A 12,545-nucleotide genomic window follows, 5' to 3' on the forward strand; every position below is an offset into this window, starting at 1 on the left:
CTCCTTCAGCCAACTGTTTCTTTACCCTGTAATGTGTTTGAGCGCATTTCTTCCCGTATTGTCCCCCTTCGGCCTGCTTTGTTACAAGGGGAGCATTTGGGTAATCTTGCCGATGCGCTGCCAACCCTCAACCGGTACCCTTGAAGAGAAGCGTTGTACTGGTAGCGCCGCCTTCCAGGCGGCTAGACTATCTGGTGAGCCTTCTTGCCCTCCAGGCTCTTCTGGTCTATGATAGACAGGGAAGAAGAATACCTGACTACTGAGGAGGCGAGACGATTTGACAGCACCCCAAACCGACACACCATCCGAGCCAGCGCAGACTCCGCTGGAGACATTGTGCATCAACACCATCCGCACGCTTTCGATGGACAGCGTGCAAAAGGCCAACAGCGGCCACCCCGGCACGCCAATGGGCCTGGCGCCCGTTGCCTATACCCTGTGGACCCGCTTTCTCAAGCACAACCCCCTCGACCCATCCTGGCCTGATCGTGACCGCTTTGTGCTTTCCTGCGGCCATGCCTCCATGCTGATCTACAGCCTGCTCTATCTCACCGGCTACAATCTGCCGCTAGAGCAGTTAGAGCAGTTTCGCCAGTGGGGCAGCCAGACGCCGGGCCACCCCGAACATGGCCTGACGCCCGGCGTGGAAACGACCACCGGCCCGCTGGGCCAGGGCTTCGGCAACGCGGTGGGCATGGCAATTGCCGAACGCTATCTTGGCGAGGTGTTTAACACGCCTGAGCATACCATCGTGGATCATTATACCTATGGCATATGCAGCGATGGCGATTTGATGGAGGGCGTCTCGCACGAAGCCGCCTCGCTGGCCGGGCATCTGGGCCTGGGCAAGCTGATCTTCTTCTATGATGACAACCATATCACCATCGAGGGCGATACCGATCTGGCCTTCAGCGAAGAGGTCGGCCACCGCTTCGCGGCGTATGGCTGGCATGTCCAGCGCGTTGATGGCAATAACATCCCCCAGATCAGCGAGGCGCTGAAGAGAGCGCGCGCCGAAACGCTGCGCCCCAGCCTGATTATCGCGCGCACGCATATCGCCGAGGGCAGCCCCAACAAGCACGACACCGCCGGGGCGCATGGGTCGCCGCTGGGCGTGGACGAAATCAAGCTGACCAAACAAAACCTCGGCTGGCCCGACAAAGACTTCTACGTCCCCGATGAAGCCCTGGCGCAGTTCCGCCAGTCGGTGGAGCGCGGCAAAGCGGCCCAGACCGACTGGCAGAATCGCTTCGAGGCGTATGTCGCCGCGCATCCCGATCTCGCGTCCCTCTGGAAGACGGCGCTGAGCGGCAACCTCCCCGATGGCTGGGACGCCGAGATACCCGTCTTCAAGCCCGAAGACCCGCCGATTGCCACGCGCGTCGCCTCCGGCAGAGTAATTAACGCCATCGCGGCAAAGCTGCCGACGCTGCTCGGTGGCGCCGCTGATCTGGCCCCCTCCACCGATACCTTGATGAAAGGCGTTGCCGATTATGGCGTCCAGCCCGGCGGGCGCAATATGCACTTTGGCATCCGCGAGCATGCGATGGGGGCGACCCTCAACGGCATGGCCCTGCACGGCGGCGTAATCCCCTACGGCGCGACCTTCCTGATCTTTTCCGACTATATGCGCCCGCCGATGCGCCTGGCCGCCCTGATGGAGCAGCGCGTCATCTATGTCTTCACCCATGATAGCATTGGCCTGGGCGAAGATGGCCCGACGCATCAGCCGGTAGAGCAGCTTTCGGCGCTGCGAGCGATTCCCAACATCACCGTCATTCGTCCCTGCGACGGCAACGAAACCGCCGAAGCCTGGCGCGCGGCGCTGACCCGCAAAGACGGCCCGACGGCGCTGGCGCTGACCCGCCAGAATCTGCCCCACCTGGACCGCGCCGTCTACGCCTCCGCCAGCGGCCTCCAGCGGGGCGCGTATATTCTGGCCGACGCTCCCAACCACCAGCCCGACATCATTCTGCTGGCTTCTGGCTCGGAGGTATCGCTGATCACCGAAGCGGCAAAGCGCCTGGCCGAACAGGGCATCCAGGCGCGGGTCGTCAGCGTGCCCAGCATGGAAATCTTCAATCGCCAGCCAGAAGAGTACCGAGAGAGCGTCTTGCCCCCATCAGTCACAAAGCGCCTGGCCGTGGAAGCCGCCGCGCCGATGAGTTGGTATCGCTACGTCGGCCTGGATGGCGACGTGGTTGGCGTCGAGCGTTATGGGGCTTCAGCGCCCTATAAGACGCTCATGGAAAAATATGAGCTGACAGTTGAGAACGTCGTGGCACATGCTCTGCGTTTCAATATCCTCAAAGCGGATCGTCATTAAGAGTTTAGCTCCTTGTGTCAGCCCTGGCATATTCTACCGGCGAATGCCGAAAAGGTCAATCACGCCTGAGCGACGTGTAAGGATGGGGCAATGGTTTGTGAGCATCTCAGCGCGCTGGAGCAGGAAATCCTGGCGCGCGGCGTCAAAGAAACGTTTCGCGGGCAGGCATGGAGCGACCATTGTCGGGAATGGGTCTATTTCGATTGCTATTTTGATCGGCCCGCCCTCCGGCATCGCTTCGCTTTTGCCGCGTGTGTCAGCGAGCATGAGCATTCGGGTACGCATGATGGGCAGGAGGCAGGATTCGTCTGCAACGAGTGCCAGGATGGCATTATGGGCCATCACGCCGACTATTCGGCTGGTCGCCCGATCTATCGGTAGGCGTCAGCAAGCTTCCCTGCCTGTTGAATAGCTGGAAGGAGCGCACATCATGCGCGTAGCTGTCGGCATGGATCACGGGGGTTATCCCCTCAAAGAGTTTATTCTGGAGGAACTTCGTAAAGAGGGACACAAAGCGGTGGACGTGGGCGCGTTCAATCTGGACCCTGGCGACGACTACCCTGATTTCTCCAGGGCCGTTGGCGAAGCCATCTTGAGCGGGCAGGCCGAGCGCGGCGTACTGGTCTGCGGCAGCGGCGTGGGCGCAGCGGTGGCCGCCAGCAAAATGAAAGGCATCCGCGCCTCGGTCTGCCACGACCACTATTCCGCCCACCAGGGCGTGGAACACGACAACATGAACGTCCTCTGCCTGGGCGCGCGCGTCGTCGGCCCCGAACTGGCCGCAGACTTGATTCGCGCCTTTCTTGCCGCGCAGTTCAGCGGCGAACCGCGCCATGTGCGTCGGCTCAAGAAAGTTGGCGAGATCGAGGCCGAGGGGCAATAAGCGCCCCCTCACACAACCTCCGCACGAGCAGGGGTGGGGTTGTAGCGCCGTCCTTCCAGGCGGCAGGGGTGGGGCCAACCGTCGGTTGTGTGAGGCATTCTAAGCGCCCCCTCTGAACCGGCGCAATACGGTTCAGCTTGTGTGCAGCGGGTGGAAGGCTTACCATTACGATAGGGAAAATAGCATAAACGTCCATCAAGCGCGGTATGGAAATGGGGCGTAATTCTGAAAGGAGCAAACGCCGTGACAAAGAACTCTTTACAACAACTGCATGACGCGGGACAAAGCATCTGGCTCGACAATATTCGCCGCAGCCTGATCACCACTGGCGAACTTGATCGCCTGATCGCCGAAGACGCCATTACCGGCATCACCTCCAACCCCTCGATCTTCGAGAAAGCGATTGGCGGCAGCAGCGACTACGACGAAACGCTGAACAGACTGATTCGCGCCGACGGCAAGAAGAGCGCGGGCGAACTCTTTGAGGCGCTCGCCGTCGAAGACATTCAGATGGCCTGCGATAAGCTGCGCCCCGTCTATGACCGCACACATGGCCGTGACGGCTACGTCTCCATCGAAGTCTCGCCCCATCTGGTACACGACACCAGAGGCACGATTGCCGAAGCGCACCGCCTGCATGATGAGGTCAACCGCCCCAACGTCTTCGTCAAGATTCCGGGGACCGACGAAGGCTTGCCCGCCATCGAGCAGTGCCTCACCGACGGCGTCAGCATCAATATCACCTTGATCTTCTCGCTGGACTACTACGAAAAAGTCGCCAACGCCTACCTGAACGCGCTGGAGAAGCGCGTGGCCGCCGGACAGCCAATCGAGAAACTGGCTTCGGTTGCCAGCTTCTTTGTCAGCCGCGTGGATACCCTGGTTGATAAACTGCTGGAAGAAAAAATCAAGACGGCCAGCGGCGCGGAGCAAGAGAAGCTGACCAACCTGCTGGGCAAATCAGCCAACGCCAACGCCAGGCTGGCCTATCAAAAGTATCTGGAACTCTTCCACCAGGGCGAGCGATTTGCCCGGCTGGCGGCGAAAGGCGCGATGGTGCAGCGTTGCCTGTGGGCCAGCACCAGCACCAAGAACCCGAAATATAAAGATGTCCTCTATGTCGAAGAGTTGATCGGCCCGGAAACCATCAATACCATGCCCAATCAGACCATAGAAGCCTTCAAGGATCATGGCAAGGTGGCGATGACGCTCACGCAGGACATCGAAGAGGCGCGCGGCATCCTCCGGCAGCTCGCAGAGGTGGGCATCAGCTATAAGGCTGTCACCGACCAGTTGGAAGACGAGGGCGGCAAGCTCTTTGCCCAGGCTTTCGACTCTTTGCTGAAGACCCTGGAAGAGAAGCGCAGCAAACTGCTGGTTGGCATGGGCGGCTGATTCTGGTAGAGAAAGAAAGGACAGTTTATGGAGGTTGCATTCATTGGCCTGGGGCGCATGGGCGCCAACATGGTCCGGCGGCTCTCGCAGGGCGGCCACAGCGTCGTCGCCTATAACCGCACAGCCGAGAAGACCAGAGAACTGGTCGAGGAGGGCCATAGAGTCGTCGGGGCCTACTCGCTGAAAGAGGTCGTCGAAAAGCTGAAAACGCCCCGCATCGTCTGGCTGATGGTGCCTGCCGGGCAGGTCGTGGACGACCACATTGCCCAGTTAGAGCCGCTGCTCGCGCCCGGTGACATCATCATTGATGGCGGCAACTCGTATTACAAAGACTCCGTTCGCCGGGGCAAGGAAGTCACAGCAAAGGGCTTCCACTTCATGGACGTAGGCACCAGCGGCGGCGTCTGGGGCCTGAAGGTGGGCTATTGCCTGATGATTGGCGGCGAAAAAGCAATCTTCGCGCATTGCGAGCCGCTGTTCAAGACGCTGGCCCCACCCGACGGCTACGGCTATATGGGCGATCACGGCGCGGGGCATCTGGTCAAGATGGTCCATAACGGCATAGAGTACGGCATGCTTCAAGCCTACGGCGAAGGCTTCGAGGTTCTCAACGCCTCGCAGTACGACCTGGACCTCCAGAAAATCTCGCACCTCTGGAACCAGGGCAGCGTCGTCCGATCCTGGCTGCTCGAACTGGCCGAACTGGCCTTCGCCCACGACCCCAAACTGGCGAGCATCAAAGGCTGGGTGGCCGATTCCGGCGAGGGCCGCTGGACCGTCCTGGAGGCGATGGAACATGACGTACCCGCCCCGGTCATTACGCTCTCGCTGCTGGAACGTTTCCGCTCGCGCCAGGAAGAATCCTTCAGCGCGAAAGTCATTGCCGCGCTGCGCAATCAATTCGGCGGGCATGCCGTCAAAAACGAGTAGGAGTGACTGGCGGCGGTTATAACCGCCGCCAGTCACTCCTACTCAATGAGGGGAGTAGTTATGGTCGAAAGCGCCGTCCTTACCAATCCACTGCGCGCCGGAATGCGCGGCGAACGCACGCCGCAGCCCTGCGCAGTGGTCATCTTTGGGGCAACTGGCGATCTCACCAAGCGCAAGCTCTTACCGGCGCTCTATAACCTGGCGCTGGAGAACCCGCTGCCGGCTGGGTTTTCCGTGGTGGCGGTAGCCCGCCGCCCCATCAGCAACGAGCAGTGGCGCCAGTATGTCAAAGATGCCATCAACGAGTTCTCGCGTAACCGCCCCGTGAACCCTGCCGTTTGGGAGACCTTTTCGCAAGGGCTGTTTTACCATCAGACGGAGTTTCATGATCTGGCCGGATATGAGGAATTGGGGCAATTGCTCCATCATATTGATCACGAGCGCGGCATTAACGGGAATCACCTCTTCTATCTGGCAACCTCACCAGAATACTATCCCGATATTATTCAGCGACTGGGGCAGGCCAAACTGGCGCATAAAGAGGGACACGGCCACGCCCTGGTCGCCAACCATCGCGGGCGCAGCCACACCAACCACCAGAATCACGGCAACAGCGACAACCATGATGGCGACGACTCAGCAGGCGGCTGGACGCGCATCGTCATCGAAAAACCGTTTGGGCATGATCTGGCGAGCGCCAAAGAACTCAACCGCAAAGTGCTGCGTGTCTTCAACGAAGACCAGGTCTATCGCATTGACCACTACCTGGGCAAAGAAACCGTCCAGAACATCATGGTCTTCCGCTTCAGCAACGGCATTTTTGAGCCGATCTGGAACCGCCGCTATATTGACAACGTACAGATTACAGTGGCCGAACAGGTCGGTGTAGAAGGCCGAGCGGGCTATTACGAAACCGCCGGAGCCATTCGGGATATTGTGCAGAACCATATGCTCCAACTGCTCTCGCTCACCGCAATGGAGCCGCCCGTCGGCTTCGAGGCCAATGTTGTGCGCGATGAAAAGGTAAAGGTGCTGCACGCGATTCCCACACTCGAACAGGTGCAGGTGAGCAAAAACACGGTGCGCGCCCAGTATGGCAAGGGCTGGCTCAACAACCAGCTTGTCCCAGGCTATAGCGAGGAGCCGGGCGTTCCGCCCAACTCGACAACTGAAACCTATATCGCCATGAAGCTGGAGGTTGATAACTGGCGCTGGGCAGGCGTCCCCTTCTACCTGCGCACAGGCAAACGCCTGGCAAAGCGGGTCACGGAGATCGACATCGAGTTCAAGCGCCCACCGTTCATGCTCTTCAAGAACACCAACATCACAGAGTTGCAGCCCAACGTCCTCTCCATGCGCATCCAGCCCGACGAAGGCATCTCACTGCGCTTTGGCGCGAAAGTGCCCGGCGGAGCGATGCGCATTCGCGGCGTCAATATGGAGTTCCTCTATGGCTCGGCTTTTGCGGGAGAGCCACCTGAAGCCTATGAACGGCTCTTACTCGATTGCATGCTTGGTGATTCCACCCTCTTCACCCGCAGCGACGAAACAGAGGCAGCCTGGGCGATTATCACCAGCGTGCTGGATGGTTGGGCAGCCAATCCAGTATCACACCTGCCCATTTACGAAGCCGGAAGCTGGGGGCCTAGAGAGGCCGATGTGCTGATAGAGCGCGGAGGCCGAGACTGGAGAAGATTATGAACGCTGAACCCACGCGGCAGGACGTGTTGGCAGTAGATATTCAGGCCATTGAAGACCAATGGGCGAGGCTCTGGAAGGAGTCGACAGCGGCCACACCGGCCAACGGCGGCCATCCCGCCACGCGGAACAGCGTTCTGAACTTGGTTGTCTTCACCCAGCGCGCGCTCACTACTTCGGCAGTGAACAACGCGCTGGATGAACTCTTCCAGCGCCATCCCGCGCGCGTCGTGCTGCTGCTGGCGCAGCCGGACCTCCCACAAGAAGAGATGAAAGCCTGGATCGACCTCTCCCTCTATAAGCAAGCGCCGCGCCAGGGCCAGAATACCAACGAACAGGTCATGATTGAAGCCAGGGGCCAGACAGTGAATTACCTGCCGGGAGTCGTCTTGCCCTTGCTGGCGGCGAACCTGCCCGTCTTTACGTGGTGGGCTGATGTCCCGCCAATCGAACAGAAGATATTCGAGCGCCTGGCCGAAGTAAGTGACCGCATGATCGTTGATTCAGCGGAGTTCACAACCGTTGGCGACTACTTCCTCACGCTGGCGCGGGTCTCGCGGAGTCGCCAGTATCGCGCGGCAGTGAGCGATCTCAACTGGCAGCGTTTCGCGCCCTGGCGCGAACTCATCGCCCAGTTTTTCGATCTGGAGCCGGTTCAGCCCTACCTGAGCGGCATTTCGCAGATCGCCATTGAATATGCTGGCAGCGAGGCGAATGGGCGCACCGCAGGCGTCACCAATCCAGCCCAGGGAATGCTGCTGGTTGGCTGGCTGGCAAGCAAGCTTGGCTGGATTGTAGCGCCAGGCCAGCAGAAGCACAGCGGCGGCCTGTATCACCTGGCGCTGCGCACACTCGCCGGGAACCCCATCGCTGTGGAGATTCGTCCGCGTACCTCGCCTGCCAGGAAGAAAAAACCCACCCTGATTCAGAGCCGTCGCCAGGTAGAGGAGAGCGAGCCGGAGATAAATCCGGCCTGGATGGTCTCGCAGACTGTGGCCGGCGCGCTCATCACCGTAACGATCACCAGCATGTACAAGGGTCGTACCGGCGTCTTTTCTATTCAACGCTCGGCAGACCACGAGCATGCCACCACGTCCTGCACAGTGGATGGGACACCCTGGGGCCAGACGCGCACAGTCCATCTGGATTCGATTGGGCGCAGTGAACTCATGTACGCCGAACTAGAAGTCTTCAGCCACGACGAGCTTTTTGAGGACGCGCTCAGCGTCGCGGGCGGCCTGATAGGATAGTCGGCAGGAGAGAAAGCGCCCCGGCGGCGGTACAGGCGGCCTCTTGCCTGTACCGCCGCCGTCCCTAGCGGCCTCTTGCCTGTACCGCCGGCCTCCGTGCTGGCGAGGGTGGGGAAGGGCGCAGCGCCTGCCGTTCCCCTGTGCGGCTCAAAAAATAGTCGGAAAGAGACTGAGAAGGCGGCGCTGCAAGTATTTATCAGTATACTATGACATCAATGATATATGACACTGACGATATATATCAACAGCGATATATAGCAATGGCGATGTATGACACCAATGATGTATAATGCCAACGATGTATAACACCAATGATATATGACGCGAGGTGTCATATATCGTCAGCTATACTCGCTTATGTTGGCTCCTGAAAAACTCTAACCATCAAAGGAGGCGCAGATGCAGTATGGCTTTGTCATTCCCGGCGGCGACGCTCGGATAGTCATTGAACTGGCCGTTGAGGCCGAAGCAGCGGGCTGGGATGGCGTCTTCATCCCCGACTGTATCTATATTGACAGCGAACTTGACCCCCAGATGCCCGCTTACGACCCCTGGGCCGCGCTGGCCGCGATAGCTGTGCAGACTCAGCGCGTGCGCCTGGGCACCATGCTCACGCCCGTCTCGCGGCGGCGGCCCTGGAAGCTGGCCCGCGAAACCGCCACCATAGACCAGCTCTCTCGCGGGCGGCTGGTCCTGCCGGTGGGCCTGGGCGCGCTCGACGACGCTGGCTTCGGCAGAGTCGGCGAGGCTACCGACCGCAAAACCAGAGCCGAACTGCTCGATGAAGGGCTGGAGATTCTGGCCGGTCTCTGGAGCGGCCAGCCCTTCAGCTACAGAGGCAAGCATTATCATGTCGAGAACCTCACCTTCTTACCGCCACCCGTCCAATCGCCGCGCATTCCCGTCTGGGTCGTTGGAGCCTGGCCGCGCCCAAAATCCATGCAGCGCGTCCTCCGCTGGGACGGGCTGCTGCCCGCCAGAATGAACGACGACGGCAGCTTTGCCGATGTCATCCCCGCAGACCTCCAAGCCATGCGGGCATATATCAGCGAGCATCGCCAGCAGACGACCCCCTTTGATGTGGTCATGGAAGGCCGAACGCCCGGCGATGACCGCGAGCAGGCCATCGCCATGATACGACCGTTCGCCGAGGCAGGCGCAACCTGGTGGAACGAAGCCATGTGGATGCCCCCTAATAGCCCTGAAGACGTGCGCGCCCGCATCCGCCAGGGTCCGCCGCGCATCGCCTGGCCCGCCGCAGGGGGGTATTGAACCCGTCCAACAGTTGCGAACATTGAGGACAATGCAGGATCAATTGTAACCTCTATCCCTGCTATACTGCAAAAGAGGCATGGCAAGTGCGTCGTTCCAGGCGGCGTCACGCAACTGATGCCGCCTGGAACACACGCAGCATGTTTCATAGCACAGCAGCGTGTTTCACGTGAAACATAAACACACAACAAGGAGCATAACATGAAGTTTGTGAACGTTCGCCTGCTGGTCGGCGATATAGCAGCCTCCATCAGATTCTGGCGCGATGTCATGGGGTTTCGTATGGCGTATGGTGACGAGGCGATGGGCTATGCCTACTTCGAGACGGACAGCGCCGGAATAGAGTTTTTGACACGCGAGGGCTTCGCCACTGCGCTGGGAGAAGCCGTGCCAGCGGCAAGGCCAGCCGGTCATCTGGCGGTTCTCGTCTTCCGCGTGGATGACGTTGACACTGCCTATGCCGATTTCGTCAAGCGCGGCGCCAGGCCAGTTGCCGGGCCACAGGATCGCCCGGCGTGGCAGGCCCGCGCGGCCCACCTGGGCGATCCTGACGGCTATCTCGTCGAACTCTATACGCCGCTGCAACCACAGCAAGCCAACGCGCCCACCGCCTGAAGAGGCGTGACTGGCGTACTACCGCAACAGACGCGTCACTTCAGGTAGCTTGCCAGACCCGCGCCGTTCCATCGTTGCTGGCGGAAACAACCAACCGCCCATCTGGAGACCAGCCTACCGCAGTGACTCCGAGCGTATGGCCGCGATAGATGTAGCGAGTGGCCCCACTCGCTGCATCCCAGATACGGACCGTCTTATCCAGAGCGGATGAAGCGGAGGCGATATGCCTCCCATCCGGGGACCAGGCGACGGCGCTGACTGGCGCCGCGTGGCCGCTGTAGGTCAGGACCAGCCCGCCTGTCGCGGCATCCCAGATATGAACGGTATGCTCGCCTCCCAGAAAGAGGTTGCCGCTGGCCGAGGCGATGCGCCTGCCATCGGGCGACCACGCTACGGCATTCACGGTACTGGTATGCTTCAAGGGGAAGCGGAGCGCCCTGGTGCGCGCGTCCCAGATATGGACGGTCGTGTCGTTGCTGGCCGAAGCAATGTACGCCCCATCGGGCGACCACCCCACAGCAGAAACCAGGGCCGCATGCCCTGTGTAGGCCAGGATCAGGCTGCCCTTGCTGGCGTCCCATACGTGGACCGTCTTGTCCGCGCTCCCGGAGGCAATATGCGCGCTATCGGGCGACCAGGCCACGCCTAGCACTGGTTGGGTATGGCCCTCATAGGTGATCAGGCGCTCTGCCGTGACGGCGTTCCAGACCTGCACAACATGCTCACCGCCAAAAAAGCTGTTGCCGCTGGCCGAGGCGATCCGTTGATCGCCCGCTGTTGGCGCCCACGCCACCGCGTTGACATTGGTCATATGGCCGCGATAGACCAGGCGATGCCCGCCGCTGGCTCCGTCCCAGACCTGAACCGTTTGATCGGAGGAGCCAGAAGCGATCCGTTTGCCATCCGGGGACCAGACCACCGTTACCACCGAACTTAGATGCCCGGTATAGGTCAGCAGCGTCGTCCCCAACGCTGGCTGACGCCCGCGCGCCCACAGCGCCAGCCCACCCCCGATGCCAGCGAGTCCGACGAAGGCAAGAGAGCCGACGAGCAGCGCCCGCCGTGAGATGCCGCGTTTTCCAGGGAGCGCCGTTTGGAAGGCGCTCCCTTTCAGGGTGGGAGCAGAGTGGAAGGAAGCCTGCCCCGACGTGACGCTCATGGGTACGCGCCGGGCAGCGGAGCCAGGTTGCAGCGCGCCTGTCGTCGGCAGGACACTCTGGCAAGCCTCCTCAAACGCCTCTGCCATATCCTGCACCCGCGCAAAACGCTGGTGTGGGTCTTTCTCCAATGCTCTGAGGACCACCGCTTCAACAGCGGGCGGAACAGCGGGGAACTGCTCATGCAGTGGGGGCAGCGGCGTATGCAGGTGCTGCGTCGCTATCTCAGCGGCGGTGCCGTAAAAGGGCGCGGAGCCACAGAGCCATTCGTAGACGACCACGCCCAGGGCGTACTGATCGCTGGCCGGGCGCGGCTTGCCCTGAAGCTGCTCCGGCGCCATATAGGAGACGGTGCCGCTCAATTCCTGCATGCTCTGCGAACGCGAACTGCGGGCCACCGCCGCCAGACCAAAGTCGCTGAGCAGCAGTTCGTCATGCCGACCCAGCAGCAGGTTCTCCGGCTTGATGTCGCGGTGGACCACTCGGAGATCGTGGGCAAACTGAAGGGCGTCGGCAATCTGCTTGAGATAGGTGAGGATAGAGTCCAGCGGCAGACGTGTACCCTTCGGGTGGCGCTGGCGCAGTGTGCCGCCCGGCGCGTACCCCATGACGAGAAACGGGAGTTCCTGCTCGACATCGAAATCCAGAATGCGGATAATATGGGGATGTTCCAGGCGCGCGATGAGGCGCGCCTCGGCCAGAAAGGACTCTACGTCCTCATTCGACAGGTGCAGCGAGAGCAGCTTGATGGCCGCCTGTGTCTCCAGGCGTAGATGCTCGCCAAGATAAACCTGGGCGAACCCCCCTCGCCCCAGCAGCCGCACCAGGCGATAGTTCCCCAGGCGTTGGCCCACCATGTCGGCCATGACTCCACCTGCCTCTCAGGAATACAGTCTTCCCAGCCTATAGAGATCGACGCGTTGATGGATACTCTAACGAGTAATAACGAAGCTCCGCCGCCCAGGACACAAGATAGGCTGTGAGGGGCGCAAGCCGTCACAGCCTACTATCACATCAGC

10 protein-coding genes are annotated in these 12,545 nt (G+C 60.7%); 9 read left to right on the forward strand and 1 reads right to left on the reverse strand.

Going from position 1 to position 12,545, the window contains the following annotated elements:
* The first annotated feature begins 277 nt into the window (after positions 1–277).
* The 9 genes from tkt to VH599_00560 all read left to right on the forward strand — a co-directional run bounded on the left by tkt (position 278) and on the right by VH599_00560 (position 10,369).
* Positions 278–2,326 carry a transketolase gene (gene tkt, locus VH599_00520; GenBank protein ID HEY7346768.1) on the forward strand — a complete coding sequence of 683 codons (2,049 nt, stop codon included), beginning with the start codon at positions 278–280 and terminating at the stop codon, positions 2,324–2,326.
* A 90-nt stretch (positions 2,327–2,416) separates the two neighbouring features.
* The gene (locus tag VH599_00525) at positions 2,417–2,707 is read left to right on the forward strand and encodes a hypothetical protein (protein HEY7346769.1); all 291 of its coding nucleotides are present in this window, start codon (positions 2,417–2,419) and stop codon (positions 2,705–2,707) included.
* A 49-nt stretch (positions 2,708–2,756) separates the two neighbouring features.
* Positions 2,757–3,209: a ribose 5-phosphate isomerase B gene (rpiB, locus tag VH599_00530; GenBank protein HEY7346770.1), complete on the forward strand. Its 453-nt coding sequence runs from the start codon at positions 2,757–2,759 to the stop codon at positions 3,207–3,209.
* Positions 3,210–3,452: 243 nt separating this feature from the next.
* Positions 3,453–4,604 carry a transaldolase gene (gene tal, locus VH599_00535; GenBank protein HEY7346771.1) on the forward strand — a complete coding sequence of 384 codons (1,152 nt, stop codon included), beginning with the start codon at positions 3,453–3,455 and terminating at the stop codon, positions 4,602–4,604.
* Between the two features lie 27 nt (positions 4,605–4,631).
* Complete coding sequence (gnd, locus tag VH599_00540; GenBank protein HEY7346772.1) at positions 4,632–5,534, forward strand: decarboxylating 6-phosphogluconate dehydrogenase; 903 nt, start codon at positions 4,632–4,634, stop codon at positions 5,532–5,534.
* Positions 5,535–5,594: 60 nt separating this feature from the next.
* Complete coding sequence (gene zwf, locus VH599_00545) at positions 5,595–7,235, forward strand: glucose-6-phosphate dehydrogenase (GenBank protein ID HEY7346773.1); 1,641 nt, start codon at positions 5,595–5,597, stop codon at positions 7,233–7,235.
* Positions 7,232–8,482 (forward strand): glucose-6-phosphate dehydrogenase assembly protein OpcA, encoded by a 1,251-nt coding sequence (locus VH599_00550; protein ID HEY7346774.1) that lies wholly within the window; start codon positions 7,232–7,234, stop codon positions 8,480–8,482. The genes zwf and VH599_00550 overlap by 4 nt, the downstream gene beginning before the upstream one ends.
* A gap of 399 nt (positions 8,483–8,881) precedes the next feature.
* Positions 8,882–9,754: an LLM class flavin-dependent oxidoreductase gene (locus VH599_00555; protein HEY7346775.1), complete on the forward strand. Its 873-nt coding sequence runs from the start codon at positions 8,882–8,884 to the stop codon at positions 9,752–9,754.
* A 201-nt stretch (positions 9,755–9,955) separates the two neighbouring features.
* Positions 9,956–10,369 (forward strand): VOC family protein, encoded by a 414-nt coding sequence (locus VH599_00560; GenBank protein HEY7346776.1) that lies wholly within the window; start codon positions 9,956–9,958, stop codon positions 10,367–10,369.
* 40 nt (positions 10,370–10,409) lie between these two features.
* Here VH599_00560 and VH599_00565 read toward each other — a convergent pair whose 3' ends face one another.
* Positions 10,410–12,392, reverse strand: a complete 1,983-nt coding sequence (locus VH599_00565; protein ID HEY7346777.1) for a serine/threonine-protein kinase — start codon at positions 12,390–12,392, stop codon at positions 10,410–10,412.
* Between the last annotated feature and the right edge of the window lie 153 nt (positions 12,393–12,545).

This window comes from Ktedonobacterales bacterium (assembly GCA_036557285.1).
GTDB lineage: Bacteria > Chloroflexota > Ktedonobacteria > Ktedonobacterales > DATBGS01 > DATBHW01.